The following is a 25,491-nucleotide window of genomic DNA, read 5'->3' as shown; positions in this document are numbered from 1 at the left end:
AGGCCCGCCATCGCCGGCCCACGGACGTGATGAAACCGCATCCGGTAGTGAAGCCGGCGTGCACTCGCGTCCGATTCGCCAAACCGCGGATGAACCGCGGCAGGTCCCCTCCATCAATCGCGCATCAGCGTCGATTTGCCGAACAGGCTTTCCACCAGGTCGACGGCGAGTCGCGCGGTGGCGTTGCGCTTGTCCAGCGCGGGATTGACCTCGACCAGGTCGAGCGAGCCCATGCAGCCGGTGTCGGCCACCATCTCCATGATCAGCTGCGCCTCGCGGTAGTTCACCCCGCCGGGCACGCGGGTGCCGGTGCCGGGCGCGATCGCCGGATCGAGCATGTCGACGTCGAAGCTGACGTGCAGGTGGGTGTCGGCATCCACGCCTTCCAGCGCTTCCTCGATCGCACGGCGCATGCCGACTTCGTCGATGTAGCGCATGTCGTAGATGTCCAGGCCGTGCTGCTGGACCAGGCGCTTCTCGCCCGGGTCGACCGAGCGGATGCCGATCTGGCGGATCTGGTCGGGGGTGATCGCGGGGGTGAAGCCGGCCATGCCGGTCAACACATCGGGGCCAAGGCCGCACAGGCAGGCCACCGGCATGCCGTGGATGTTGCCGGACGGGGTGATCTCGCGGGTGTTGAAGTCGGCGTGCGCATCCAGCCACAAAACCCGCAGCTTCTTGCCGGTCGTGCGGCAATGCGCGGCCACCGCGGCGATCGCGCCGATGCCCAGGCAGTGGTCGCCGCCTAGCATGATCGGCATGCGCCCGGCCTGCAGTTCGCGCGTGCTCATGTCGAACACAGCGCGGTTCCATGCGACGACTTCGTCGAGGTGGCGATAGCCATCGACCGGTGCGCTGGTCGGGTTGCGCGGGCCCTGCACGTCGCCGATGTCGCGGGCGTCGATGCCGCGCGCGGCGATCGCCTCCACCAGGCCGGCCACGCGCAGGGCTTCGGGACCCATCGAGGCGCCACGGCGGGAGGCGCCGATGTCGGTGGGCACGCCGAACACGGAAACGGGGGGATAGCTGGCGCTCATCGGGATTCCCTCGGGTTTGCGTTGCGGCGGGGACACGCAGCGCCGGCATGGCTCGGGCGGAGGCTGGTGCCGCTTATCCGAATCGAACGGATGACCTACCGCTTACAAGGCGGTTGCTCTACCTGCTGAGCTAAAGCGGCGCTGGGCCAATTCTAGCCCGCCCTCACGGCCGGCCAACACCCGGCTCAGCGCAGGGTGGTGCAGTCGATGCCGCGCGATGGCGCGATCGCGGCCAGCGATGCAGGGGTGACCGCAGTCGGCAGGCGCGCATCCAGCCAGGCCTGCGACGGTGTATCGCCGAGCGGCGTGGCCTGCGCGGCAAAGCCCTTGCCGCGCAATTCGGCTTCGCGCCGGCGCGCCGCGTCTTCGCCGCCGAAGCGGCCCAGGGCGATGCTGTTGGCATCCGCGCCCTCGTTCATCACGTACAGGTCGCTGATGCCGGCGGCCTTGATCCGCTCGGCCATCGCCACCGCCTCCTCGCGCGAGGCCATCGGCGGCATCGCCACCTTCCAGCCGCGCGCCGAGCGCGCCGGGCTGTCGCGGGTGACCGCGGCCACGCCTGCCGCGGACAGCGCATTGCGGGCCGCATCGCGCGCCGGGCCATCCGCGAACGGACCGAAGCGCAGGCAGACCGCCGCGGTCGTGCTGGCAGGTTCGGGGGTTGCGATCGGCACCGGCGACATGGTCGGTGCGGCTGCAGCCGGCTGCGATGGCGCAGGCGCCGGCACGGCCGCGACCAGCGATTCATCGACCAGGCGCAGGCCAGGCGCACCGGCGGCCGTCGCGTGCGCTGCCCCGCCATCCGCCAGCGCAGGACGCAGCACCCACCAGGCGGCCGCGCCCAGGTTGAGCATGAACAGGATCACGAGGGTCGCGCGCAGCAGCATCGGCGCAGTTTATGCGATGCGCAGCGCGTGCCAGCGCGCCAGACCGTGCAAGACCGCATCCGGCTGCCAACGATGCGCGGGCAGCCGGTCGCGCAAGGCAGCCGCGCCCCCGCCATGCAGGCACAGCATCGGAACCACGCCCAACAGCGACCGTGCCGCCTCCAGGCTGCGTTCGACCAGCGCCAGCGCCGCCCCCTCGCAGCCGGAGGCGAGCGCATGGTCGGTGTCGTCGGCGAACTCGGCGTAGACACCGCCATCGATCGGCAACTGCACCGCACGTGCGTGCAGGGCCTCGCGCATGGTCCGCGGCGAAGGCGCGATGCGGCCGCCGCGATGCAGCCCGTCGCCATCGAGCAGGTCGAGGGTCAACGCGGTGCCCACGCCCACGACCAGCGCCGGTCCCTCGCCGCACTGCCCCAGCATCGAAAGGAAACGATCCACGCCAAGATGCGCAGGATTGTCGTAAGCGATGCGCAACGGCCCGAGCACGCGCTCGGTGCGCACGCGATGCAGTCGGGTGAAGCGCGCGCACAGCGCATCGAACAACGCCGCGCGGCGCGCATCCGATGCCACGCTGGCGATGCAGGCCACGCCGCCGGACGGCAAGGCATCCAGCCACTCCGTGCCATCGTCGTGGGTGATCGCCACGGTCTCGCCGATGCCGCCATCCGCATGCAGCGGCGCGCACTTCAGGCGGGTGTTGCCGAGATCGAACAACCAGGTGCTCATGCGCGCACGCTCACGTCACCGGCATGCACGCGGCGTTCCGATCCACTCGCATCGCGCACGCGCAGCGCGCCATCATCGCCGATGCCGAACGCGGTCGCGTGCCATGCGCCGGTGGCTTCGTGGATGGCGACCTCGCGGCCGGCCAGCGCATCGAAACCCGCGTAGCGCGACAGGAACGGCGACAGGCCGTGCGCATCGAATTGGTCCAGCGCGGGCAACAGCTGTGCAAGCAACGCCGCGACGACGGCGCTACGCGACGGCGCGTGATCCAGGAGGCCGGCCAGTTCGACCCAAGGCTGGTCGATGGCGCCGCCTTCCCGTGCCGGCATCCGCACGTTCAGCCCGACCCCGACCACCGCGCGCGCTGCGCCCGCGACTTCACCACCGCCCTCGACCAGCAAGCCGCCGAGCTTGCGCAGGCCATCGCCATCGACCACCACCAGGTCGTTCGGCCACTTCAGGCGCACGCGGTCGAAACCCAGCCCATGCAAGGCTTCGCAGGCGGCCACGCCGGCGACCAGGCTCAAGCCGCCCAATCGTGCCAAACCGCCATCGAAACGCCGCGCCAACGACAGATACACATGCGCCGCCAACGGTGAGGCCCACGCGCGCCCGCGTCGGCCGCGACCGCCGGTCTGGCGCTCCGCGAGCAACACCGCGCAGCCGCTCGCCGGCATGTCTCGCCGGAGCAATTCGCTGTTGGTGGAGTCCAGCGACCAGGCGATTTCGAGGCCGGCCAGTCCGCCTTGCATCGAAGCCGGCAATCCCGCACGGATCGCGTCCGCGTCCAGCAAGTCGAGCGGTTGTTCGAGCCGGTAGCCACGTCCGGGCGATGCCTCGATGCCGACGCCGGCCTCGCGCAGCGCATCGATGCGCTTCCACACCGCCGCGCGGGTCAGGCCGGCCTCGCGCGCCAGCGTGTCGCCGCTCACCGGACCATTCGCCAGCCGCTGCAACAAGCTACGCTCCTGCTGCGCATCCGCCGTCCGCATCGTTCAGTACCGGCTGCGGCCGTACAGGCGATAGAGCAGGCGCGCGCGCTCGAAGCGCGATTCATTGCCATGCCACAGCCGCACCAGGTTGGCGCGATGCGTCCAGGCGAGGAACAGGCCGATGCCGATCGCGAACACCATGCGCTCCGGGCCGGCGTCGAACAACCAGGCTGCCAGCGGCAGGCACAGCGCGGCCACCACCGTGGAGAGCCCGACGTAACCGGTGGTCACCAGCACCAGGATCCACGCCACCAGCAGCACCGGCACGATCCACGGCCACAGCACCAGCAACCCGCCGACACCCGTCGCCGCGCCCTTGCCGCCGCGAAAGCCGTGCCACAGCGGCCAGACATGCCCGACCACCGCCAACGCGGCGGCGACGTAACCATGCGCAGTCACGCTCAAGCCGGTGCCCACCGGCGCATAGCGCAGTGCCAGCCACGTGGCCAGCGCGCCCTTGGCAATGTCGATGACGGCCACGCCCAAGGCGAATTTCCAGCCCAGCGTGCGCAGGGCATTGGTGCCGCCGGCGTTGCCGCTGCCGTGCTCGCGGATGTCGATGTTGCGGAAACGGCCCAGCAGCAGGCTGCCGGAGACAGAACCGAGCAGGTAGGCGAGCAGGAGCAGGAACAAGGTCAGGACGAGTGGCGGCATGGCGACGATGATAATCGCCCGGCCATCGTCATCCCGGCGATGGCTGCAGTCCCACCACCAGCGTGCCCGGCCCGGCATGCGCACCGACCGCCGGCCCCACTTCGACCAGGTGCGACTCGGTCACCGGCAGGCGCGCGCGCAAGGCCGCGAGCAGGCGTTCGCCATCGGCCAGCGCATCGCTGTGGCCCACGATCAATCGCCAGCCCGGTGCCGCAGGCGTGCGCTTGGCGACGTAGCGGGCGAACGCCTCGGGCGCGCCCTGCCTCGCGAACAACCCGCCCGCCACTTTCAACGTGCCTTGTGGCGACACCGCGGCGATCGGGGTCAGCCCGCTCCAGCGCACCACCGGCTCGGCCCAGCGCGGGATGCGGCCGCCGCGCACCGCATGCGAGATGTCGCGCGCCATCGCCCAGGTCCTGGTCAGCGGGCGCAGGCGCTGCAACTCGGCGTCGATGGCGTCTGCATCCGCGCCGGCCATCGCCATCTCGCCCGCACGCCACGCCAGCAGTGCCTGGCCCGCGCAGACATGCCCGGTATCGATGCAGCGCGGCGGCTTGTCGCGCCCGCGCGCGGCGGTCTCGCCGGACTGCAGGGTGCCGGACAATGCCCGCGAGACGCCCACGTAGACCGCCCCGGGCTGGTAGGCCAGCACATGATCGAACACGCGGCGGAAGTCCCCGGGCGGCGGCTGGCTGGTCTGCGGCAGCCGCGCGCTGGTGGCCATGCGCCGGTAGAACTCGCCGGCGGTCAGGCCGAGCCGATCGAGGTAGTCGCGCCCGTCCAGGCTCACCCGCACCGGCACCACGTGTATACCGAAGCGTTCCGCGATCGCCACCGGCAGGTCGGCGGCGCTGTCGGTGACCACCGCGAGCATCGCCGGCGACTCCGCGCTTCGCTGCTGCAGGACCATGTCGTCGGCTTTCATCGCATCGACGTGGCCGAACGCCGAGCAGGCATCAAACAGGGTCTGCGGCGAGCCGGCATGGCCGTGCACGCGCACCCGCGTGCTGCTGCCGGCGACCACCAGCGAGTCGATCCCGGCCGCCGCCAGCGTGGCCTGCAGCGCCGCGCGGTCGATGGCCTCGCCGGTGACCAGGCATTCGGTGCAGTAGCGATGCGCCGAATCCACGTCCTCGTGCACGTGCGCCGGCATCGGCCCACCGTCGTTGGCGGCGACCGTCGCGCTGCCATGCAGGCGCACCGCGCGCGGGCCGCCGTCCACGTATTCGGCGATGCCCTCCAGCCAGTCGACGAACCCGCGCGCCCCGGCATCGACCACCCCGGCCTTCTGCAGCACCGCCATCTGTTTCGGGGTATCGGCCAGGGCCGTGCGTGCCCGCTGCAGCGCGCGGGCGAAGCCGCCCTTGGGATCGGCCACCTGCTGCTGCGCGGCTTCGTCCAGCGCATCGGCGAACGCCGAGATCACGCTGAGGATGGTGCCCTCGACCGGCTGCGCCAGCGCCGCGCGCGCGCTGTCAGCGCCACGCCGTACCGCCCGGGCCAGGCTGGCGGCATCCAGCACCGGTGCGTTGCGTGCCTGTTCGGCCAGGCCGACCAGGAACTGCGCCATGATCGCTCCGGAATTGCCGCGCGCGCCGTCGATGGCGTCGTTGCCGATCCCGACCAGCAATTCGCCGATGTGGCGGCTGCGCCGGCTCAGCGCGCCCTGCAGCACGCTGCCCAGGGTGGAGGCGAGGTTGCTGCCGGTGTCGCCGTCCGGCACCGGGAACACATTGATGCGGTTGAGTTCGTCGCGGGCCGCGATCACCCGGCGCGCGCCGACGATCAGCGCCCGGCGCAGGGCGGGCGCGGTGACGGCAGGCGGATCGGCGGTGGCCACGGACATGCCCGCAGTCTGCGGTCGATGGGCGCGCAATGCCTGCTGCTTTGCAGCATCGCAACCTTTCGTGCCCGGCGCGCATCCACGCTATAGTGGGAGGTGGGGACATGCTTCCGCACCCCCTTCCTTTCCGGTGACCGCCATGCGCCTGCACCCGCTGCGTCCGATGCTGCTCTGCCTTGCCCTGCTGGCCGCCAGCGGCCATGCCATGGCTAGCGAATCACGGCAATCGGCCAACGACGAGGCCTGCCCCGACACCGCCACCAGCACGACCGAACGCACGGACGACGCCGAGGTCGACGAGCCCATCGCACCGGTCCGCCAGACCCCGAAGGCCAAGCCCGCCGTGGCTTCGCCGCGCGCCACCGGCGGTACCCGCACCAACCCGCCGCGCTTCCACAGCTTCCTGCCGGGCATGTTCCGCTAAGGACCGCCCGCGTTGCCCGATCCGTCCGCGTGATCTGGCCATTCTCGCGTCGCAAGGCGCCGCTCCCTGCTCTCGATGACACGCTCTGGCGGCAAGCGGCCGCCGGTTTGCCGTGGTTACGCCGCCTCGAGTCCGACCGTGAGCACCGCCTGCGCCTGCTGGCCTCCGAATTCCTCCGCGACAAGGTGATCACCCCGCTGCAGGGCCTGCGCCTCAACGAGGTCCAGCGCCTGCGCCTGGCGATGCTGTGCTGCTTGCCGCTGCTCGAATTCGGACGCGAGGGCCTGCACGGCTGGTCGCAATTGCTGGTCTATCCGCAGGCCTTCCGCGTGCAGCGCAACCACATGGACGCGCAGGGCGTGCTGCACGAATGGGATGACGAACTCATCGGCGAAGCGTGGGAACGCGGTCCGGTCGTGCTGTCCTGGGCCGACGTGCGCACCGACATCGCCGCCCCAAGCGACGGTTTCTGCGTGGTCGCGCACGAGATCGCGCACAAGCTCGATGCGCTGGATGGCGCGATGGACGGCACCCCGCCGTTGCCGCGCGACTGGCAGAAACAATGGGCATCGGATTTCCAGCGCGCTTACGAGGCACTGTGCGCCGATGTCGATGACGGCCGCGACACCGCGATCGACCCGTACGCCGCGGAATCGCCGGAGGAGTTCTTCGCGGTCTGCACCGAACACCATTTCAGTGACGCCGCGACGCTGCGCAAGGCAATGCCGGAAGTGGCGGCGCATTTACAGAGGTTCTACGGAACACCCTTGCTGGCCTAGCGAAATCGCATGAACGAGGCCTGTGGCGTGGGGGCAAGGCTTCGAGCGGGCCAAGGGTGAGCACGTTTGGTTTGCGTCGCATGCGACGCGAACGTGCGAACGCCCGGCACTCAGTGCCGCGCCCGCGCCCGCGGTACCAGTCCTGGATGACTGGATCGAGCGGCGAAGTCTTGCCCCCAAGCCGCAGGCCTCGCGCGCAGTAGACCGTCACAACCCCGGCGGCAACACCACCTCGAATTTCGCGCCGCCGAGTTCCTGCGAACGGCCGACGTGCAACTCGCCGCGATAGGCCTTGATGATGTCCTGCACGATCGCCAGCCCAATGCCGTGGCCCTGCACGCGCTCGTCGCCACGCACGCCGCGCTGGAGCACGTGGGCGATGCGATCGTCGGCGATACCGGGGCCGTCATCCTCGACGGTGATCGACAGGCCCGGGCGGCGGCCCGGTACCGGCGTGCCTTCAGCCACCGTCAGCAGCACTCTCGAACCCGCCCACTTGAACGCATTCTCCAGCAGGTTGCCGAGCAGTTCCTGCAGGTCGCCGGTCTCGCCGTGGAAACGCGCCGCGGCGGCGATATCGAACTCGCACAGCACGCGCTTGGCGGCGTAGACCTTCTCCAGGCCGGTCACGATCTGCTCGGCCTGCGGTTCGATCTCGATCGGCGCGGCGAACAGCTGGTGGCCGGAGCGCGCGGCGCGTGCCAGCTGGTACCCGACAAGGTCGTTCATCCGCCTCAGCTGGGTTTCGACCTCATCGCGCAGTTCGGCCTCGCCGGCACCGCTGTCCAGGCGCGTGCGCAGCACTGCGAGGGGTGTCTTCAGGCTATGCGCCAGATCCGCCAACGTGTTGCGCTGGCGATCCAGGTTCTCGCGCTCGCCGTCGATGAAGGCATTGATGCTGTCGGTCAGCGGTTCCAGCTCGCGCGGATGGGCCTCGCTCATGCCGGCCGCCTGGCCATGCTGGACGCGCTTGAGTTCGGCGATGACATCGCGCAACGGCCGCAGGCTCCAGCGCAGCACGAGCATCTGCAGCAACAACAGGACCACGCCGGCACCACCCAGGTAACGCCACAGCGCCGAGCGGAACGCAGCCACCTGTCGGCCGAGCGCCGTGGTGTCCTCGAGGATGTAGACCGTGTACGGGAATTCGCGGCGCGAATCCTCGCTGCCGGTCCACAACAGGCCATAGCCATAGCGGTACACCTGGCCGGCACCACCGTCGATGCGGGTCAGCGGCAACGGCCCCTCGAAGACCTGCTGGCCGGCATCGAGCATCGCGCCATCCGGCAACTGCGGGCCCTGCCCGGAATCGGACTCCCATTGCCCCGAGGGCAACACGATCTGCGCATACAGTCCGCTGCCCGGTCGGCGGAAGCGCGGATCGGGCGGATCGTATGGCGGAATCACGCTGCCATCGCGGGCAAAGTCGCTGTTGGCGTACGCCAGTGCGTAGCTGTGCAACCGCTCGCGCATGCCGCTCTGGGCGGTGCTCTGGAAGGCGCGATCCAGCGCATAACCGGCCAATGCGAGGAAGGCGATCAAGCCCAGGCTGGCCGCCCACAGCTGCCTCGACTGCAGCGATCGCGGCTGGGCGATGCGCAGCCGACGCAGGCGCGCCGCCCGGCTGGTGCCCGCGCCCTCAACCGCCGGCTCGGGCGTGATCACCCTGTCGGATCCCGCGGGAAACTCAGTCGCCGCTGCGCGCGATGGCGAAGCGGTAGCCGCGGCCGCGCACGGTCTCGATCGGCTTGAGCGCGCCGTCCGGGTCCAGCTTCTTGCGCAGGCGGCCGATGAAGACCTCCAGCACGTTGGAGTCGCGGTCGAAATCCTGCTGGTAGATGTGCTCGGTGAGGTCCGCCTTCGAGACCAGCTCGCCGGCATGCATCATCAGGTACTCGAGCACCTTGTATTCGTAGCTGGTCAGGTCGACGTTGCCGCCGTTGACGCTCACGGTCTGTGCCGCCAGGTCCAGCATCACCGGGCCGCATTCCAGGGTCGGCTTGCTCCAGCCGGCAGCACGGCGCACCAGCGCATTGATGCGGGCCAGCAATTCCTCGACATGGAACGGCTTGACCAGGTAGTCGTCGGCACCCTGCTTGAGGCCGTCGACCTTGTCCTGCCAGCTGGAACGCGCGGTCAGGATCAGTACCGGGAACTTCTTGCCTTCCTCGCGCAGGGCCTTGATCAACTCCATGCCCGACATCTTCGGCAGGCCGAGGTCGATGATGCCGACGTCGAACGGCACCTCGCGACCCATGTACAGGCCTTCCTCGCCATCTTGCGCCGCATCCACGGCATAGCCTTCGCGCTTCAGGCGCGCGGCCAGGGTCTCGCGCAGCGGGGCTTCGTCTTCGACGAGCAGGATTCGCATGGGAACTCCTCGGGAATGGGGATCGGGTGGCCCGAAATTTAAGGCTGAACAGGTTCAGCGTGCGCGATCAGTCGTCATCGTCGCGTGCAGGCGGCCGGCGCGGCGCCTGTCCACGCTCGTTGTTGCCACCGCCATTGTTGCCACCACTGCGAGGCGGCGGGGTGGCTCCGCTGTCGCGACGCTGCGGGTCCTGCATGAACACGCGAACGCGCCCTTGGTCGTCGACCACCTTGACCCGGTGCATGTCGCGACCGTCGTACTGCACGCGCTCCGCGGACAGCACTTCACCGCGGGTGTCGCGCTCGACCCGGCGCACCGCATCCGACAGGCTGCCACGGCGGTTGTCGCCGCCGTTGTCCTGGGCATTGCCACGCTCGCGGGGCGCCGGCGGAGGCTGCTGCGCCCATGCGGAAACCGCCGGCAATCCTGCAAGGACGGCCACGCACAACAGGTTCGACAGGGGCTTGGAGGCTCTGGACATGGTCGGTGGCGACATCGAGGGAGCGGGAACGGCTGCCATTCTGGAACCTGGCGGTGAATCCGCCCTGAAGTTTCCTGAACAGGATACCCCGCCATTCAGGCACATGTGCACGGCGTGATGCCGTGACCGTCCGCTCAATACACCTCGCCGATGCAGCAGCGAAGCGATCCACCCGCGGCCTCGATGGCCTCCAGGGCAACGGTTTCGACGATGAACCCGGACGACAGCAACTGTCGCCGATGCGCATCGGACAGTGCCGCACCCGCATCCGCGCTCATCCACACGGTACCCGCGGACAGCGCGATGCAATTGCCAACGAAGGCTTGGTGCTCGGCGTCATCGCAGACCACGGCATGCGGCGCGTACAGGCCGGCGATGGCCGTCGGCACCGCCGGATCGGCGAAGCCGCGCGGGCACACCACCACTGCGCGACCTGCCAGCACCGCCAGCACGACATTGGTGTGGTACTCGCCGGGCGCGAGGTCGAACAGCAGGGTCGCGCGCAGGCCGAAGGCCTCATGCATCAGGCGAGCACCGACCTCATCGCAACGCTCCGACAATCCGCAGAAGCCCAGGCCGCGGGCGCGGTCGATGACCAGGGCGCCGGTCAGTTCGCAGGGATGCTCCTGTGCGGACAGATCGATTTCCTGGCGATCCAGCACATCGGCGAAGAAGCCGCGGATATCGGAACGGGCGGCTTCTCGCTGGCGCACCGGATGGCGCATGCGGCCGATGACGGTGCGACCGGCTGCGGTGCCGAAGACGTTGTTGGGGAACAGCGCGTCGGGCGTGGCCGGATCGCCGGCGAAGCAGACCGTCGGCAGCACGGCGGAGATCGCGCGTTGCAGGTCGCGATGCTGCATCGAGGCGCGTTGCGCATCGAAGGCGGCGGCATCGGCCATGTAGACATTGTCCTGCGCGGATTGCTCGGCCAGGGCAAAGCCGTCCGGCGCGACCAGGAATGCGGCGCGCGCCGTGGCCGGGCCGAAATCCGGCGCCGCACCGCGGGCGAAGGCGAGGAAGGCGTGAATGTCACGGGTGATCATGCTGTCTTGCATCAGGCCGCCTGCTCCCTGCGTTCGGTGAGTGCCAGCGCCTGCTCGACCAGCGACCAGTCGGCGCCCGGCTTGTGTGCGCCTTCGCTGAGCACCTGGCGGAATGCGCGTCCGCCCGGCTGGCCGGCGAACAGGCCGAGGACGTGGCGGACGATGTGCTTCAGTAACACGCCGCGGTCCAGTCGTGCCTCGACATAGGGCCGATACGCGCGCAGCAGTTCGCTGCGCGACCGCAGTTCCGTTCGTGGCGAGCCTGTCGAACCACCGAACCAGGCAACGTCGAGTTCATGCAACAGGAACGGCGTGTGGTAGGCCGCGCGACCGAGCATCGCGCCATCGACATGATCGAGATGCGCGGTCGCCTCGGCCGCGTCGGCGATGCCGCCATTCACGACGACCTGCAACGCGGAGCGCTCGACCTTCAACCGATACGCCCAGTCGTAGCGCAGCGGCGGCACTTCGCGGTTTTCCTTCGGGCTCAAGCCCTGCAGCCACGCGTTGCGCGCGTGCACCACGAAGGTCGTGCAGCCTGCCTCCGCGATCGTGTCGATGAAGGCGAGGAAGCGCGCCCACTCGTGGTCGTCGTCCACGCCGAGCCGGCATTTCACCGTCACCGGAACGCCGGGCACGGCGGCGATCATCGCCGCCACACTGTCGGCGACCAGCGCCGGCTCGCGCATCAGGCAGGCGCCGAAACGGCCGGCCTGCACGCGGTCGGACGGGCAGCCGCAATTAAGGTTGATCTCGTCGAAACCCGCATCCACGCCGATGCGTGCGGCCTGCGCCAGCAGGGCCGGCTCACTGCCGCCCAGTTGCAGGGCCACCGGATGCTCGGACGGATCCATCGCCAGCAAGCGCGCGCGGTCGCCGTGGATCACCGCGTTGGCGTGGACCATTTCCGAGTACAGGCGCGCGTGCGGGGCGAGCACGCGATGGAAGGCGCGGCAGTGCGCATCCGTCCAGTCCATCATCGGGGCAACGGACAGGCGCAACTGGTCGGCGGGGATGGCGGGCGCGGCGGTCATGCGGGCGCCATTGTACGGACGACCTTCGTCCAACTGCGTGCGAGCGGGCGATGGGCGACAATGACGGCCTGACGCGAACACAGCCAAGGCCCATGAACGTCGATTTCCGCAAGCCCCTGCCCGGCACCCCGCTCGACTGGTTCGACGCCCGCGCCGCCGTCGAAGCGCTCCGTCCAGGCGCGTACGCCACGCTGTCCTACACCGCCCGCGTGCATGCGGAGAACATCGTCCGCAAGGCAGACGTACTCGTTAACGGCAGGGCAATGCGCGATGCCTACCTGCTGCAATTGATCGATCGCCGCCGCGACCTCGACTTCCCGTGGTTCCCGGCGCGCGTGGTCTGCCACGACATCCTCGGCCAGACCGCGCTGGTCGACTTGGCCGGCTTGCGCGATGCGATCGCCGAACAGGGTGGCGATCCGGCGCAGGTGAACCCGGTGGTGCCGGTGCAGCTGATCGTCGATCACTCGCTGGCGGTGGAATGCGGCGGCTACGACCCGCAGGCCTTCGCGAAGAATCGGGCGATCGAGGATCGCCGCAACGCCGACCGTTTCCACTTCATCGACTGGACCAAGCAGGCGTTCCAGAACGTGGACGTGATCCCACCGGGCAACGGGATCATGCACCAGATCAACCTGGAGAAAATGTCGCCGGTGATCTACACGCAGGACGGCGTGGCATTCCCGGACAGTTGCGTCGGCACCGATTCGCACACGCCGCACGTCGATGCGCTGGGCGTGATCGCGATCGGCGTGGGCGGACTGGAAGCGGAGAACGTAATGCTGGGCCGCGCGTCGTGGATGCGCACGCCGGAGATCGTCGCGGTGGAACTGGCCGGCAAGCCGCAACCCGGCATCACCGCCACCGACGTGGTGCTGGCCCTCACCGAATTCCTGCGCAAGCAGAAAGTGGTTGGGGCCTACCTGGAATTCCGTGGCGAAGGCGCCGCCGCATTGACCATCGGCGACCGCGCCACGATCAGCAACATGGCGCCGGAATACGGTGCGACCGCGGCGATGTTCTTCATCGACGGCAATACCCTGGACTACCTGCGCCTGACCGGCCGCGAGGAACAGCAAGTGCAACTGGTCGAGCTGTACGCGAAGGCTGCGGGCCTGTGGGCGGACGACCTGGCCGATGCGCAGTACGAACGCACCCTGCACTTCGACCTGTCCAGCGTGGTGCGCAACATGGCCGGGCCGTCCAACCCGCACAAGCGCCTGCCCACCAGCGACCTCGCCGAACGCGGGATCGCCGGCAACCTCGATGCCGCGCTGAAGCAGGAAGCGCAGGGCCTGATGCCGGATGGCGCGGTGATCATCGCCGCGATCACCAGCTGCACCAATACCAGCAATCCGCGCAACGTGATCGCCGCCGCGCTGCTGGCGCGCAACGCGAACGCGCGCGGCTTGGCTCGCAAGCCGTGGGTGAAGACCTCGCTGGCGCCCGGTTCGAAGGCCGTGCAGTTGTACCTGGAGGAAGCCGGCCTGCTCGGCGAGCTGGAGCAGCTCGGCTTCGGCATCGTCGCCTTCGCCTGCACCACCTGCAACGGCATGAGCGGTGCGCTGGATCCCGCGATCCAGCAGGAGATCATCGAGCGCGACCTGTATGCCACCGCGGTGCTGAGCGGCAACCGCAATTTCGACGGGCGCATCCATCCGTACGCAAAGCAGGCGTTCCTGGCCTCGCCGCCGCTGGTGGTCGCCTATGCCATCGCCGGCACGGTGCGCTTCGACATCGAACAGGACGTGCTCGGCCTGGACCACGACGGCAAGCCGGTGACGCTGAAGGACATCTGGCCCAGCGATGCGGAGATCGACGCGGTGGTAAAGGCCAGCGTCAAGCCGGAACAATTCCGCAAGGTCTACGGGCCGATGTTCAACGTGCGCGTCGAGCGCGGTGCGCCGGTCAGCCCGCTGTACGACTGGCGACCGAAGAGCACCTACATCCGTCGCCCGCCGTACTGGGAAGGCGCCTTGGCCGGCGAACGCACGCTGCGCGGCATGCGTCCGCTGGCGGTGCTGCCGGACAACATCACCACCGATCATCTTTCGCCAAGCAACGCGATCCTGCTCGACAGCGCTGCCGGCGAATACCTGGCGCGCATGGATGTGCCGGAAGAGGATTTCAATTCCTACGCCACCCATCGCGGCGACCACCTGACCGCGCAGCGCGCGACCTTCGCCAACCCGAAGCTGGTCAACGAGATGGCCGTGGTCGATGGCATGGTGCAGCAAGGCTCGCTGGCCCGCGTCGAGCCGGAGGGCCAGGTGATGCGCATGTGGGAAGCGATCGAAACCTACATGGAGCGCAAGCAGCCGCTGGTGATCATCGCCGGTGCCGATTACGGCCAGGGCAGCTCGCGCGACTGGGCGGCGAAGGGCGTGCGGCTGGCGGGCGTGGAAGCGATCGTCGCCGAGGGCTTCGAACGGATCCACCGCACCAACCTGGTCGGCATGGGCGTGCTGCCGCTGGAATTCCAGAACGGCGACACCCGCAGGACCTACGCGATCGACGGCAGCGAAACCTTCGACGTGATCGGCGAACGCAGGCCGGGCGCAACGCTCACGCTGGTACTCCATCGCACGAACGGCGAGCGCATCGACGTGCCCGTCACCTGCCGGCTGGATTCCGATGAGGACGTGGAGGTCTACGAAGCCGGCGGCGTGCTGCAGCGCTTCGCCCAGGATTTCCTGGCGGCGAACAAGGCGGCGTGACCCGTGGCTTCCCATCTCCCCTTGTGGGGTGAGAGGGGAATTCGAGCGGCGTGGCCGCGAGCCCGCGAACGCCAGTCGGCATGCAAGCCGACTGGCCGGTGCGCGGTGGCGCGCAGCGCCGGGAGAGGGGTTGCTTGCCAATGCCCAATGAAGGCACTAATGTGCCCGTAATGGGCACGAAAGCCACCAGCCGAATCAGCGAAGCCGCGGCGTTGTACGCCCGCGCCAACCTGTCCGACGCCCTCTTCACCGCCACCCAGCAACGCGTGCTGGGCTGTCTGTTCGGCCAGCCCGGCCGCAGCTACAGCGTGCGCGAACTGATCCAGGCCACCGGCGCCGGCAGCGGCGGCGTGCAGCGGGAAGTGGCGCGGCTAGCCGGCAGTGGGCTGTTGCGCATGGAGCAGGTGGGCAACCAGAAGCGCTACAGCGCCAACCAGGACTCCCCCATCCACGACGAACTTGCCGCCATCGTCCGCAAGACCTTCGGTCTGGCGGTTCCCTTGCGCGAAGCACTTGCACCGCTGGTGGACGACATCGGCGCGGCGTTCGTTTACGGCTCGGTGGCGAAAGGCCAGGACACCAGCAACAGCGATATCGACCTGCTGCTGGTCTCCGACACGCTGAGCTACGGGGACGTCATGGCGGCACTGGATCCGCTGATAGAGCGGCTGGGGCGCGCGATCAATCCCACGCTTTACACGCATGCTGAACTGCGCAAACGCATAGAAGCCGGCAACAGCTTCGTCACCCGGGTGCTGGCACAGCCGCGTCTGTGGTTGATCGGAGGCGAGCGTGATTTGGTTGCAGCACGCGAGACAGCGGCGGCAACAATGGATGAAGACCGCAGGGACGACCCATGAGCCGCGTTGGCTTGAAATCACCTAATACGCTCGACTTGCGCGGCCAGATCAAGACGCGCCAGCGTGTGCGGGATCTTGCTGAGGTCTTTACACATGAGCGTGAGGTCAACGCCATGCTGGATCTGGTACCGGACATGTTTCCGTCCGGGTCGATCAGATTGGTGGATGCGAAATTTCTTGAACCTGCATGTGGCTCGGGCAACTTCCTGGAAGAAATCCTTCGCCGCAAACTGGCGGGCATCCGCTTGGGCAAGGTGAAATCCGTACCCCGCTACGAGCACTGGCTGTTGCGTGCGCTGGCATCGATCTACGGCGTGGACATCAGCGAAGACAACGTGCTTGAGTCCCGCGTCCGCGTACTCGAAGTGCTTCGTTCGCACTACAACAACGACGCCAATACCATCGCTCCAACAGCAGGCTTTGGTTCGGCAGCCAGCGCCATTGTGAACACCAATATTCTGCATGCCGATTTCCTGGCCGACGCCTCCCGGACTGAGGTGGTGGACTACCAACCCATGCGCGGCGGATATTTCAGGCGGGAGTGGTCGATGCTGGACGATTCCGCAGTAGCGCAACGCACGCCGGACCTCTTCCACGCGGAACCTGCACCCAAGCGTGACGAGGTGCCGGTGCACTACACCGAACTTTTCGCCAACCCCCTGCCAACACTTGCAGAAAACGCGATGACGACACATGGAGCAAGCCGATGAGTGCCGAGATTGCACGAAAGCAGCATGTGCCGGACATCCTGGATTGCTTGGCGCAATTGTCGAACGACGAGGTGCCGACGCCACCGAAGCTTGCGCGCGCCATGCTGGACCTATTACCGGCTGATGTGTGGTCAAACCCGGACTACAAATGGTTGGATCCCTGCTGCAAGTCCGGCGCCATCCTGCGTGAAGTGGCAGCACGCCTGATTGTGGGACTTGAAGCGTGGGAGCCGGATTTCCAAAAACGGCGTGAACACATCTTCCGCAACATGCTGTACGGCACGTCCGTTACCGAACTGACTGCTCAAGTCACGCGGCGCAGCGTGTACTGCTCACACGATGCGGCGGGCAAGCGTAGCGTGGTCAGGTTCGAGAACCCCGCAGGGAACATTCCATTCGTGCCGGCCATGCACGACTTCGGCGTGGATGGCAGCGAACACAAATGCAAGGTGTGCGGTGCACCCGCGGACCTGGAACGCGGCAGCACACGCGAAAACTACGCGTATGCCTTCATCCACGGCGCATACCCGACCAAGGAGTTGTCTGGCATGAAATTCGATGTGATTGTCGGGAACCCGCCGTATCAGGTCAGCGATGGTGGGCATAACGCGAGCGCGACTCCGGTATATCACCGGTTTGTTGAGGCCGCGATCAGCCTGAAGCCACGCTATGTACTGATGATCACACCGTCACGCTGGTTCGCGGGTGGCAAGGGCCTCGACAAGTTCCGCGAGCGCATGCTGACCGGCGGCAAAGTGCGGAAGCTCATCGACTACCCGAAGCTCTACGAAGCCTTCCCCGGCGTGAAGATCCGCGGAGGCGTCTCCTACTTCCTGTGGGATCGTGAGCATCAAGGCGCTGCGGTTGTTGCCACCCACTGGAATGGCGAACGCGTGGGTACTGAGGTGGAGCGGAGGCTGGACGAGTTTGATGTGTTCGTCCGCCGCAACGAAGCAGTGCCAATTCTCAAGAAGGTACGCCGGAAGTCAGAGACATCTCTAAGCGAAAGAATCTCCAGTCGGAAGCCGTTCGGATTTCCGACCAACTTCCACGGAGAATTTTCTTCGAAGAAATTAAAGACGCCGATTAAACTTTATGGTTCCCAGAGAATCAGTTGGATCGAACGCGCGGCTGTGACCGTCAACCCGGAATGGCTGGATCAGTGGAAAGTGCTCATGACGGCCGTCCAGGGCACCAGTGCCGCGGTTGAAACCCAGTTCCTGAGCAAGCCACTACTTGCCGCACCGGGAGAGGCATGCACCGAGACCTACTTGGTGGCCGGTCGCTTCGAAGACAAGGAATCGGCCGAGCGCTTCGCTGCGTATCTGCGGACCCGCTTCGTTCGCTTCCTGGTCTCGCTGCGCAAGGCAACGCAACACGCCACGCGTGACGTGTACACCTTTGTTCCGGACCTGCCGATGGATCGCGCCTGGACGGACGAACTCCTTTACAAGCGCTACAAACTCAACGCAGACGAAATCGCCTTCATCGAATCCCAGGTTAAAGCCATGCCTGCAACGGCAGGAACGTCCGCGTGACCCGCCTCATCTACGCCTACACGGTAATCGGCAAAGACGCCGAACCATGGCAGCGCAAGACGGGACGCAAGCTCCTGAACGGCGCTGGCCTGATCAAGGTCGGCGAAACCACCAAGTCCACGGCGCGGGCACGGATCAAGCAGCAACTCGGCACCGCATATCCAAAACTGCAGGGCGTGACGATCCTGCTTGAAGAATCTGCCCTGCGCGCGGACGGCAGCGAGTTCAGCGATCGCGACGTGCATACCGCGCTCGTCGCACAGGGAATACGGCGCCCGGGCGGAGAATGGTTCGAGTGCACGCTGGATGAAGTGAAGGCAGCGATCCATGCCACACGCAGCGGTGCAGGGTTCGATGCTAAACGAACCGAAACCTTCGCGATGCGGCCGGAGCAGCGGAACGCGGTGCAGCAGACGGCAGCGTATTTCAAGAATCGCGCCGGAGACAAAGCCAAGGCACCCAAGTTCCTGTGGAACGCCAAGATGCGATTTGGCAAGACATTCGCTACCTATCAGCTGGCGCGCGCGATGGACTGGAAACGCGTGCTGGTGCTCACCTACAAACCGGCCGTGCAAGCCGCCTGGCACGACGACCTGCTAAACCATGTGGATTTCGCGGGCTGGTGCTTCATCGATCGCGATTCGTCCCTGACGATGCGCGCGAGTGCCGCGAGCAGCAAAGACAAGCAGGTCTGGTTTGCGTCCTTCCAGGATCTGAACGGCCGAACCGCGGATGGGCAGATCAAGGCGCATAACGAAGCCATCCACCAAATCGACTGGGATTGCATCGTTATCGATGAGTATCACTTTGGTGCTTGGCGCGATGCCGCGCGTGACTTGTACGACCCGACCGAAAAATCCCTGGCCGAACGCGAAGAGCCGCAGGACAGCATTGACGATGAAGACCTCGGGTTGAGGTCTGCGCATTACCTGTATCTGTCGGGCACTCCCTTCCGCGCGATCACCAATGGTGAATTCACCGAAGACCAGATCTTCAATTGGACCTATATCGACGAACAGTCGGCCAAAGAGCACTGGGACTCGCTAAATGGACCAAACCCATATCGCGAACTGCCCCGCATGGAACTGTTTGCCTATCGCATGGGTGAACAGGCCGAAGCTTGGGCGGAGGACGGAGAATTCAACGGCTTTTCACTGAATGCCTATTTCAAGGCATCCAAGTCAAGCCCGGATGCAGGCACCGCCGTCTATGAATTCGACGATCCAGCACGCGTATCCGAATTCCTGGAGATGCTGCGCGGCAAGCTGGCCGAACAGATGAAGCTGCAGGTGCTTGCTGGCAGGAAGCCACCGTTTCCCTATGAGTCACCTGACTTCGCGGAGGCGGTGAAACACACTGTGTGGTACATGCCTGATGTGGCCGCATGTCACGCCATGCATGACCTGCTGAAGCAGCACAAGTATTTCGGCGATTTCGAGATTGTGGTCGCAGCAGGCAATGCCGCAGGACAAGGCGCGGATGCGCTGCCTCCGGTGGAACTGGCCATCGAAACGGCCGTGAAGCATCGCAAGATCGGCTCGATCACTCTGTCTTGCGGCAAGTTGCTGACCGGCGTGACCGTGCCCGAGTGGAGCGCCATCTTCATGCTGCGATCGCTGAAATCGCCGGAATCCTATTTCCAGGCCGCCTTCCGCGTGCAGTCGCCATGGGCGCACCGTGATGCCGAGGGTCGTCTCGAAGTCAGGAAGCAGACCTGTTACGTCTTCGAGTTCGACCCAAACCGCGCACTGCAACTGGTAGCCGAGTACGGGATTCGGCTTGGGGCAACGGGGGATGTGAGACCCGCGGATGCGGTCGGCCAGCTGATCAACTACCTACCGATCTTTGCCTTCGAAGGCGGCCAGATGCATGAGCTGGATGCGCAGGCCGTCATGGATTGGGCCACCGCAGGCATTGGCGCGACGGCGCTCGCTGCGCGGTGGAACTCACCATTGCTGGTCGACGTCAACGAGCACACTCTGGAGGCGATGCTTGGCCATCCTGATTTGCTCAAGAGCCTGGAGCAGATCGAAGATTTCCGTGCGCTGGCGCAAAACGCACAGCAGATCGTGACTTCCACCAAGAACTTGAAAAAGGTAAAGCGCGAACAAGGCGGCAATCTGGATTCAGACCAGAAGCGAGAGCAATCGGATACAGCCAAAAAGCGCAAGGAAATTCGCGAAAAACTGCAGAAATTCCTGGCCCGCATCCCGGTCTTCATGTACGTGACGGACTTCCGCGAGGAAGCACTCAAGGACGTGATCGAGTCACTGGACTCGGCGTTGTTCGAGCGGGTGACGGGACTGACCGTCGATGATTTCAAGCTCTTGAGCAAGCTTGGTCTGTTCAACGCACAGAACATGAACGCAGCCATTTACCAGTTCAAGGCATTCGAGGATGCGAGCCTGCACTACGCGGATGAATCCCAACCAGAACCGCGGGAGATGCGATTAGGCCTATGGGACCGGAGCGTTTCGGCGCGAATCGCGGAGGAGCAGCAATGATTCCAACCCTGCGCGTTCTGGACGCCGTCCTGCAGATCTCGACGGGTTGGTTTGCCCGCCTCCCGTTGCTCCGCTATCATTCCCACAACACACCCGCCACGCTGAGCCCTGTTCCGACAGGTGATGCGCATAACTGGCGGGTTTTTATTGCCTGAACGATGCACTACACCAAACCTGCACTCAGTTTCGACCAGCAGCTCGACCTACTCCGGCAGCGTGGCCTGTCCGTGGCAGACAACGCCCGCGCACTGCACTGGTTGCGCCAGATCAGCTACTACCGCCTCAGCGCCTACTGCCTGCCCTTCAAGGAAGGCGAGCGCTTTCGCGCCGGCACGGATTTCAATGACATCGCGGGGCTGTACATCTTCGACCGCAAGTTACGCCTGCTGGTACTGGACGCGATCGAACGCATCGAGGTCTCCATCCGTACCGCGATCACCTACGAGATCGCGCATGCCTACGGACCGTTCGGACATACCGAATCGGCTCACTTCTCCCCGCGTTTCAACCATGCGCGTTTCATGGAAGAACTGGAGCGCGAGGAGCGCCGCGCGCGGGAAACATTCGCCGCGCATTTTCGGGGCAAATACACCTCGGAAACGCATTTGCCGGTATGGATGGCGACCGAGCTTCTTTCGCTCGGAACGGTTTCGATGCTGTACGAAGCCCTGCCCCCCGATCTGAAGCGCCGAATTGCCGCGGCATACAACATCGATACGCAATTCCTTTCCAGTTGGCTGCATGCGCTGACCTACCTGAGGAATGTCTGCGCCCATCACAAACGCCTGTGGAATCGCCAGCTCGCGATCCGGCCGCGGTTTCCATCGCGCAGCCGCTCCTGGCCACATGCAATCCCTGACAACGGCAGGCTCTACGCGATGCTGGCCGTGTTGAGGCACATGCTGCAGGTCGTCTCGCCGCAGTGCGGGTGGCGCGAGCGACTGTTTCAATTGTTCGATCCGCATCCGACCGTTCCATTGTTGGCCATGCAGGTTCCGCCTGACTGGCGTACCAATCTGTTCTGGCGCTAAGCCCACCCTCACCCCAACCCTCTTCCGCCAGCGGGAGAGGGAGCAAAGCGAGCCTCCCCATGAGCTTTAGACACCAACTCCGCATCCCCGCCACCTACATGCGTGGCGGCACGTCCAAGGGCGTGTTCTTCAAGCTCGATGACCTGCCGGAAGACGTGCGCGCGCCGGGCAAGGCGCGCGATGCGCTGCTGCTGCGGGTGATCGGTTCGCCGGATCCGTATGGCAAGCACACCGATGGCATGGGCGGGGCGACATCGAGCACCAGCAAGGTGGTGCTCATCGCCAAGTCGTCGGTGGCGGATCACGATGTCGACTACCTCTACGGCCAGGTACCGGTCGAAGGCGACTTCATCGACTGGTCGGGCAACTGCGGCAACCTGTCGTCGGCGGTGGGACCGTTCGCAATCGCCAACGGATTGGTCGATGCCGCACGCGTACCGCGCGATGGCATCGCGACGGTGCAGATCTGGCAGGCCAACATCCACAAGACCATCGTGGCGCACGTGCCGATGACCGACGGCGAGGTGCAGGAAACCGGCGACTTCGAGCTGGACGGCGTGACCTTCCCCGCCGCCGAAATCGCGCTGGAATTCCTCGATCCCGCGGACGAGGGCGAAGACGGCGGGGCGATGTTCCCGACCGGCAACCTGGTCGATGCGCTCGACGTGCCCGGCGTCGGCACATTCCGCGCCACGCTGATCAATGCCGGCGTGCCGGTGGTGTTCGTCGATGCCGCGGCGCTGGGTTTCGATGGCACCGAACTGCAGCCCGCGATCAATGAAGACAAGTCGATGCTGGCAAAACTCGAAGCGATCCGCGCCGTTGGTGCCGTGCGCATGGGCTTGATCGCCGAGGTGGCGCAGGCGGCGGCGCGTCCGCTGACGCCGAAGATCGCCTTCGTCGCGCCGCCGAGGGACTACGTTTCTTCCAGCGGCAAGCACGTCGCGGCGGCCGGCATCGACCTGCTCGCGCGCGCCATCTCGATGGGCAAGCTGCACCACGCGATGATGGGGACGGCGTCGGTCGCCATCGCCACCGCCGCGGCGGTGCCCGGCACGATCGTCAACGCAGCGACCGGTGGTGGCAGTCGCGATGCGGTGCGCTTCGGCCATCCCTCCGGCACGATGCGAGTGGGCGCCGACGTGGCGCAGGTCGACGGCCAGTGGATCGCGACCAAGGCGGTGATGTCGCGTTCCGCGCGCGTGCTGATGGAAGGCGTGGTGCGGGTGCCGCGGGAACAGGTCGCGAAGGATTAACCCGCGGCGTCGTCGAACGCGAAACCGGCCTTGCGCAACTCGTGGCGGGCCTGGTCGAAGCCGGTGCCCGGCACCATCTCGCCAGTGCGATCGGACAGTTCGCCCCAGCGTTCCAGCAAGGCTTCCGCCGTTGGCGCGCGACCGAGATGGATGCCCTGGGTCATGGTGATCTGCGCGAGTTCATAGCCACCGGCTCCGGCGCAGAGGATCGCGCGGGTCGGTGCGTCATCGGCCACCAATGCGAGCACGGCCGGGCTCACCAGCGCGGGATCCAGCACGTCCAGCTGGTCCTGCGGCAGGATGCCTTCCATCATCCGCGTGTAGGCAGTCGGCGCGAGGCAATTGACCTTGATGCCGTGCTTCGCGCCTTCCAGCGCCAGCGTCTGCATCAGCCCGACCAAGGCCATCTTCGCCGCGCCGTAGTTGGCCTGGCCGAAGTTGCCGTAGAGGCCTGAAGACGACGTGGTCATCACGATGCGCCCGTAGCCCTGCGCGCGCATCGCGTCCCATACCGCCTTCGTGCAATTGGCCGCGCCCATCAGGTGCACGTCGACCACCAGGCGGAAATCGTCCAGCGCCATCTTCGCGAACGACTTGTCGCGCAGGATGCCGGCGTTGTTGACGAGGATGTCGATGCGACCCCAATCGGCGAGGACGGCATCGACCATCGCTTGCACCGCATCGGCATCGGTCACCGAGCATTGCAGCGCGCGCGCCTCGCCACCCGCCGCCACGAGTTCCGCGGCGACCGACTGCGCGGCATCGCCCAGGTCGTTGACGACCACCTTCGCGCCGCGGCTGGCCAACAGCAGCGCATGCTGCCGACCCAGCCCGCCACCCGCACCGGTCACGATGGCCACGCGGCCGGTCAAATCGATCCTGGACACGTGATCGCTCATGAAAGCTCCAGATGCGCGATCGCCGCCATCGCCGCAGTGCGGTTGCGATCGTCGAACGGGATGATGTTCAACGTGGCCAGCGCGACATCGTCCAGGCAGCGCGCGTTGACGCTGAACCCGTGCGGATGGCTGCGCGGCACGTAGAAGCTCTTGATGCCGCAATGTCCACAGAAGCGATGCTTCGCCGCGCCGGTATTGAAGGTGTATTCGACCAGCGCATCCGCGCCGGAAAGCAGACGGAAGCGCGCGGCTGGCACGATCAAATGCAGGAAGCCCGTCATCCTGCAGATCGAGCAATTGCAATCGAGCACGTCGGGCCTGGCAGGCGCGTCCACCTCGAGGCGCACGCGGCCGCAGTGGCAGCCGCCGCGATGGACGATGGGGGAGGAATCGGGGAGATCGGTCATTCGTGCAGTCTAGCGATGCGCGCCGGCCACCGGATCAGCGGTCGCCATCGAAACTGGTCGGCAGCAGCACGTCGTCGGCCAGCGCCGGCAACGACGCGCCGTCGATGCCACGCGCCTGCAGGCTGCCGTCGTCCTGGCGCAGATAGGTGCGCGTCCCGCCTTGCGCCGACTGCAGCCGCAGCAGGTCGCCCTGTGCGATCCAGTCGCCTGCGTCCTCGAAACGCAGGTCGCGCCCGTTGCTGCGGTAGCGCTCGACCAACTGGTAGCGCTGCAGGCCGGCACCGGACTGCAGGCGCAGCCAGGCGTCGATCCCGGCGCAATCCACGCAGGGTCGCTGGCCGCGGAATTCCAGCGTGTTCTCCACCAGCGCCGGCTCGATGGCCGGCGACGCCCGGCCGCCCGCAGGCGCAGGGGCATCGCAACCGGCAAGCAGCGACAGGCACAGCAGCAAGGACAACAACGGACGCGGCATGCGCGGATTGTGCATCAACGCAAGCGGCAATCCTCAGCGCGCGGCGAGCGCATCCAGTTCCTGCACCGCCTGCGCCAGGTCGACGATCCCGGCGATCGTGCGCATGCGCTCGCTGCCATGGCGCAGGGTCGCCTCGGCCTCATGCGCCCAGGTCGTGTGGTAGGGCACGTGCACGCCCCAGCCGCCGAGTTCGATCACCGGCGCGATGTCCGAACGCAGCGAGTTGCCGACCATCAGGAAGCGCTGCGGCGCGATGCCGAATTCCTCGAACAACCGGGCATAGGTCGCCGCGTCCTTCTCGCTGACGATCTCGATGCGGCGGAACAGGTCGGCCAGGCCGCTGTCGCGCACCTTGGCTTCCTGGTGGAACAGGTCGCCCTTGGTGATCAGCACCACCGGATGCCGCGCCGCCACCGCTTCGACCGCCTCGCGCACGCCGTCCAGCACCTCCACCGGATGGCGGAGCAGGTCCTTCGCCAGGCCGACGATACGGTGCACGTCGGCGGCGCTGATCCGCGACTCGGTGATCTCCACCGCGGCCTCGACCATCGACAGCGCCATGCCCTTCACGCCATAGCCGAAGAAGCCGATGTTGCGCTTCTCGACCGCGTACAGGCGATCCGCCACGTCGGCCAGGTCCACGTAGCCGGCGACGATGCGCTCGAACTGCGCCTGCGCGTCGTCGAAATAATCGGTTCTTCTCCCAACTGAGGGAGAGGCGCACGGCCGACCCGGTTAGTTTGCAGTTGTCGAGACAACAAACCGGGGGTCGGCCGTGGCCGACGGAGATTGTATTTCCCAGCTGGGAGGCTGGGGCGGG

25 protein-coding genes and 1 tRNA gene are annotated in these 25,491 nt (G+C 66.6%); 10 read left to right on the top strand and 16 right to left on the bottom strand.

Going from position 1 to position 25,491, the window contains the following annotated elements; translation table 11 throughout:
• Window positions 1–113: 113 nt before the first annotated feature.
• The 7 genes from rocF to ACE3T8_RS01290 form a co-directional block, all read right to left on the bottom strand.
• Window positions 114–1,037: an arginase gene (gene rocF, locus ACE3T8_RS01320; RefSeq protein ID WP_374606170.1), complete on the bottom strand. Its 924-nt coding sequence runs from the start codon at window positions 1,035–1,037 to the stop codon at window positions 114–116.
• 64 nt (window positions 1,038–1,101) lie between these two features.
• Window positions 1,102–1,177: transfer RNA gene (locus ACE3T8_RS01315), tRNA-Thr, on the bottom strand.
• 45 nt (window positions 1,178–1,222) lie between these two features.
• Window positions 1,223–1,924 (bottom strand): hypothetical protein, encoded by a 702-nt coding sequence (locus ACE3T8_RS01310; RefSeq protein ID WP_374606169.1) that lies wholly within the window; start codon window positions 1,922–1,924, stop codon window positions 1,223–1,225.
• Between the two features lie 9 nt (window positions 1,925–1,933).
• Window positions 1,934–2,653, bottom strand: a complete 720-nt coding sequence (locus ACE3T8_RS01305) for a type III pantothenate kinase (RefSeq protein ID WP_374606167.1) — start codon at window positions 2,651–2,653, stop codon at window positions 1,934–1,936.
• Window positions 2,650–3,645, bottom strand: a complete 996-nt coding sequence (birA, locus tag ACE3T8_RS01300; protein ID WP_374606165.1) for a bifunctional biotin--[acetyl-CoA-carboxylase] ligase/biotin operon repressor BirA — start codon at window positions 3,643–3,645, stop codon at window positions 2,650–2,652. The genes ACE3T8_RS01305 and birA overlap by 4 nt, the downstream gene beginning before the upstream one ends.
• Before the next feature lie 3 nt (window positions 3,646–3,648).
• Window positions 3,649–4,299: a glycerol-3-phosphate 1-O-acyltransferase PlsY gene (gene plsY, locus ACE3T8_RS01295; protein WP_374606163.1), complete on the bottom strand. Its 651-nt coding sequence runs from the start codon at window positions 4,297–4,299 to the stop codon at window positions 3,649–3,651.
• A gap of 28 nt (window positions 4,300–4,327) precedes the next feature.
• Window positions 4,328–6,145 (bottom strand): DegV family protein, encoded by a 1,818-nt coding sequence (locus ACE3T8_RS01290; protein ID WP_374606161.1) that lies wholly within the window; start codon window positions 6,143–6,145, stop codon window positions 4,328–4,330.
• A 136-nt stretch (window positions 6,146–6,281) separates the two neighbouring features.
• Between ACE3T8_RS01290 and ACE3T8_RS01285 the strand changes: the two genes are divergently transcribed.
• Both ACE3T8_RS01285 and ACE3T8_RS01280 read left to right on the top strand, forming a co-directional pair.
• Complete coding sequence (locus ACE3T8_RS01285) at window positions 6,282–6,566, top strand: hypothetical protein (protein ID WP_374606160.1); 285 nt, start codon at window positions 6,282–6,284, stop codon at window positions 6,564–6,566.
• Between the two features lie 29 nt (window positions 6,567–6,595).
• Window positions 6,596–7,345, top strand: coding sequence for a zinc-dependent peptidase (locus ACE3T8_RS01280; RefSeq protein ID WP_374606159.1), 750 nt, complete (start codon window positions 6,596–6,598; stop codon window positions 7,343–7,345).
• Window positions 7,346–7,552: 207 nt separating this feature from the next.
• On the opposite strand, the gene ACE3T8_RS01275 is transcribed toward ACE3T8_RS01280, so the two are convergent.
• From ACE3T8_RS01275 to dusA, 5 genes are all read right to left on the bottom strand, one after another.
• On the bottom strand, window positions 7,553–8,956 hold the full coding sequence (locus ACE3T8_RS01275) for a sensor histidine kinase (protein ID WP_374606454.1): 1,404 nt from the start codon (window positions 8,954–8,956) through the stop codon (window positions 7,553–7,555).
• Between the two features lie 76 nt (window positions 8,957–9,032).
• Window positions 9,033–9,716, bottom strand: coding sequence for a response regulator transcription factor (locus ACE3T8_RS01270; protein WP_374606157.1), 684 nt, complete (start codon window positions 9,714–9,716; stop codon window positions 9,033–9,035).
• A gap of 67 nt (window positions 9,717–9,783) precedes the next feature.
• On the bottom strand, window positions 9,784–10,197 hold the full coding sequence (locus tag ACE3T8_RS01265) for a PepSY domain-containing protein (protein WP_374606155.1): 414 nt from the start codon (window positions 10,195–10,197) through the stop codon (window positions 9,784–9,786).
• Between the two features lie 134 nt (window positions 10,198–10,331).
• Complete coding sequence (locus tag ACE3T8_RS01260) at window positions 10,332–11,255, bottom strand: arginine deiminase-related protein (protein WP_374606154.1); 924 nt, start codon at window positions 11,253–11,255, stop codon at window positions 10,332–10,334.
• The gene (gene dusA, locus ACE3T8_RS01255; RefSeq protein ID WP_374606152.1) at window positions 11,255–12,277 is read right to left on the bottom strand and encodes a tRNA dihydrouridine(20/20a) synthase DusA; all 1,023 of its coding nucleotides are present in this window, start codon (window positions 12,275–12,277) and stop codon (window positions 11,255–11,257) included. The genes ACE3T8_RS01260 and dusA overlap by 1 nt, the downstream gene beginning before the upstream one ends.
• 92 nt (window positions 12,278–12,369) lie before the next feature.
• Between dusA and acnD the strand changes: the two genes are divergently transcribed.
• From acnD to prpF, 8 genes are all read left to right on the top strand, one after another.
• A complete protein-coding gene (gene acnD, locus ACE3T8_RS01250) occupies window positions 12,370–14,994 on the top strand; it encodes a Fe/S-dependent 2-methylisocitrate dehydratase AcnD (protein WP_374606150.1) in 2,625 nt (874 codons plus the stop codon).
• A 170-nt stretch (window positions 14,995–15,164) separates the two neighbouring features.
• Window positions 15,165–15,854, top strand: a complete 690-nt coding sequence (locus ACE3T8_RS01245; RefSeq protein ID WP_374606149.1) for a nucleotidyltransferase domain-containing protein — start codon at window positions 15,165–15,167, stop codon at window positions 15,852–15,854.
• Window positions 15,851–16,564 carry a hypothetical protein gene (locus ACE3T8_RS01240; protein ID WP_374606148.1) on the top strand — a complete coding sequence of 238 codons (714 nt, stop codon included), beginning with the start codon at window positions 15,851–15,853 and terminating at the stop codon, window positions 16,562–16,564. Before ACE3T8_RS01245 ends, ACE3T8_RS01240 begins: the two co-directional genes overlap by 4 nt.
• Window positions 16,561–18,102 (top strand): Eco57I restriction-modification methylase domain-containing protein, encoded by a 1,542-nt coding sequence (locus ACE3T8_RS01235; RefSeq protein ID WP_374606147.1) that lies wholly within the window; start codon window positions 16,561–16,563, stop codon window positions 18,100–18,102. The genes ACE3T8_RS01240 and ACE3T8_RS01235 overlap by 4 nt, the downstream gene beginning before the upstream one ends.
• Complete coding sequence (locus tag ACE3T8_RS01230; RefSeq protein ID WP_374606146.1) at window positions 18,099–20,606, top strand: DEAD/DEAH box helicase family protein; 2,508 nt, start codon at window positions 18,099–18,101, stop codon at window positions 20,604–20,606. Before ACE3T8_RS01235 ends, ACE3T8_RS01230 begins: the two co-directional genes overlap by 4 nt.
• On the top strand, window positions 20,603–20,761 hold the full coding sequence (locus ACE3T8_RS01225) for a hypothetical protein (RefSeq protein ID WP_374606145.1): 159 nt from the start codon (window positions 20,603–20,605) through the stop codon (window positions 20,759–20,761). Before ACE3T8_RS01230 ends, ACE3T8_RS01225 begins: the two co-directional genes overlap by 4 nt.
• 3 nt (window positions 20,762–20,764) lie before the next feature.
• Window positions 20,765–21,637, top strand: a complete 873-nt coding sequence (locus ACE3T8_RS01220; protein ID WP_374606143.1) for an Abi family protein — start codon at window positions 20,765–20,767, stop codon at window positions 21,635–21,637.
• Between the two features lie 59 nt (window positions 21,638–21,696).
• Window positions 21,697–22,893 carry a 2-methylaconitate cis-trans isomerase PrpF gene (prpF, locus tag ACE3T8_RS01215; RefSeq protein WP_374606141.1) on the top strand — a complete coding sequence of 399 codons (1,197 nt, stop codon included), beginning with the start codon at window positions 21,697–21,699 and terminating at the stop codon, window positions 22,891–22,893.
• On the opposite strand, the gene ACE3T8_RS01210 is transcribed toward prpF, so the two are convergent.
• From ACE3T8_RS01210 to ACE3T8_RS01195, 4 genes are read right to left on the bottom strand one after another with little or no spacing between them, the layout of a single operon-like run.
• Entirely contained in the window at window positions 22,890–23,792 is a 903-nt protein-coding gene (locus tag ACE3T8_RS01210; protein ID WP_374606139.1) for an SDR family NAD(P)-dependent oxidoreductase, read from the bottom strand. The genes prpF and ACE3T8_RS01210 overlap by 4 nt on opposite strands.
• Complete coding sequence (locus ACE3T8_RS01205; RefSeq protein ID WP_374606138.1) at window positions 23,789–24,199, bottom strand: GFA family protein; 411 nt, start codon at window positions 24,197–24,199, stop codon at window positions 23,789–23,791. The genes ACE3T8_RS01210 and ACE3T8_RS01205 overlap by 4 nt, the downstream gene beginning before the upstream one ends.
• Window positions 24,200–24,233: 34 nt before the next feature.
• Window positions 24,234–24,671 (bottom strand): copper resistance protein NlpE N-terminal domain-containing protein, encoded by a 438-nt coding sequence (locus tag ACE3T8_RS01200; protein ID WP_374606137.1) that lies wholly within the window; start codon window positions 24,669–24,671, stop codon window positions 24,234–24,236.
• A 33-nt stretch (window positions 24,672–24,704) separates the two neighbouring features.
• The gene (locus ACE3T8_RS01195; protein ID WP_374606135.1) at window positions 24,705–25,313 is read right to left on the bottom strand and encodes an HAD family hydrolase; all 609 of its coding nucleotides are present in this window, start codon (window positions 25,311–25,313) and stop codon (window positions 24,705–24,707) included.
• Window positions 25,314–25,491 lie beyond the last annotated feature (178 nt).

This window comes from Thermomonas sp. (assembly GCF_041919455.1).
Classification (GTDB): domain Bacteria; phylum Pseudomonadota; class Gammaproteobacteria; order Xanthomonadales; family Xanthomonadaceae; genus Thermomonas.
Note: the sequence above shows the minus strand (reverse complement) of the source record. Positions and strands in the feature narration are given on the sequence as shown.

Bases quoted from the DNA above. Each gene is read 5' to 3' on its own strand.
- prpF (WP_374606141.1), top strand. From the start codon at position 21,697: ATGAGCTTTAGACACCAACTCCGCATCCCCGCCACCTACATGCGTGGC.
- ACE3T8_RS01220 (WP_374606143.1), top strand. From the start codon at position 20,765: ATGCACTACACCAAACCTGCACTCAGTTTCGACCAGCAGCTCGACCTA.
- ACE3T8_RS01210 (WP_374606139.1), bottom strand. From the start codon at position 23,792: ATGAGCGATCACGTGTCCAGGATCGATTTGACCGGCCGCGTGGCCATC.
- ACE3T8_RS01240 (WP_374606148.1), top strand. From the start codon at position 15,851: ATGAGCCGCGTTGGCTTGAAATCACCTAATACGCTCGACTTGCGCGGC.
- ACE3T8_RS01265 (WP_374606155.1), bottom strand. From the start codon at position 10,197: ATGTCCAGAGCCTCCAAGCCCCTGTCGAACCTGTTGTGCGTGGCCGTC.
- ACE3T8_RS01270 (WP_374606157.1), bottom strand. From the start codon at position 9,716: ATGCGAATCCTGCTCGTCGAAGACGAAGCCCCGCTGCGCGAGACCCTG.
- ACE3T8_RS01235 (WP_374606147.1), top strand. From the start codon at position 16,561: ATGAGTGCCGAGATTGCACGAAAGCAGCATGTGCCGGACATCCTGGAT.
- rocF (WP_374606170.1), bottom strand. From the start codon at position 1,037: ATGAGCGCCAGCTATCCCCCCGTTTCCGTGTTCGGCGTGCCCACCGAC.
- dusA (WP_374606152.1), bottom strand. From the start codon at position 12,277: ATGACCGCCGCGCCCGCCATCCCCGCCGACCAGTTGCGCCTGTCCGTT.
- ACE3T8_RS01290 (WP_374606161.1), bottom strand. From the start codon at position 6,145: ATGTCCGTGGCCACCGCCGATCCGCCTGCCGTCACCGCGCCCGCCCTG.
- ACE3T8_RS01205 (WP_374606138.1), bottom strand. From the start codon at position 24,199: ATGACCGATCTCCCCGATTCCTCCCCCATCGTCCATCGCGGCGGCTGC.
- plsY (WP_374606163.1), bottom strand. From the start codon at position 4,299: ATGCCGCCACTCGTCCTGACCTTGTTCCTGCTCCTGCTCGCCTACCTG.
- ACE3T8_RS01310 (WP_374606169.1), bottom strand. From the start codon at position 1,924: ATGCTGCTGCGCGCGACCCTCGTGATCCTGTTCATGCTCAACCTGGGC.
- ACE3T8_RS01305 (WP_374606167.1), bottom strand. From the start codon at position 2,653: ATGAGCACCTGGTTGTTCGATCTCGGCAACACCCGCCTGAAGTGCGCG.
- ACE3T8_RS01200 (WP_374606137.1), bottom strand. From the start codon at position 24,671: ATGCCGCGTCCGTTGTTGTCCTTGCTGCTGTGCCTGTCGCTGCTTGCC.
- acnD (WP_374606150.1), top strand. From the start codon at position 12,370: ATGAACGTCGATTTCCGCAAGCCCCTGCCCGGCACCCCGCTCGACTGG.
- ACE3T8_RS01260 (WP_374606154.1), bottom strand. From the start codon at position 11,255: ATGCAAGACAGCATGATCACCCGTGACATTCACGCCTTCCTCGCCTTC.
- birA (WP_374606165.1), bottom strand. From the start codon at position 3,645: ATGCGGACGGCGGATGCGCAGCAGGAGCGTAGCTTGTTGCAGCGGCTG.
- ACE3T8_RS01245 (WP_374606149.1), top strand. From the start codon at position 15,165: ATGGGCACGAAAGCCACCAGCCGAATCAGCGAAGCCGCGGCGTTGTAC.
- ACE3T8_RS01225 (WP_374606145.1), top strand. From the start codon at position 20,603: ATGATTCCAACCCTGCGCGTTCTGGACGCCGTCCTGCAGATCTCGACG.
- ACE3T8_RS01285 (WP_374606160.1), top strand. From the start codon at position 6,282: ATGCGCCTGCACCCGCTGCGTCCGATGCTGCTCTGCCTTGCCCTGCTG.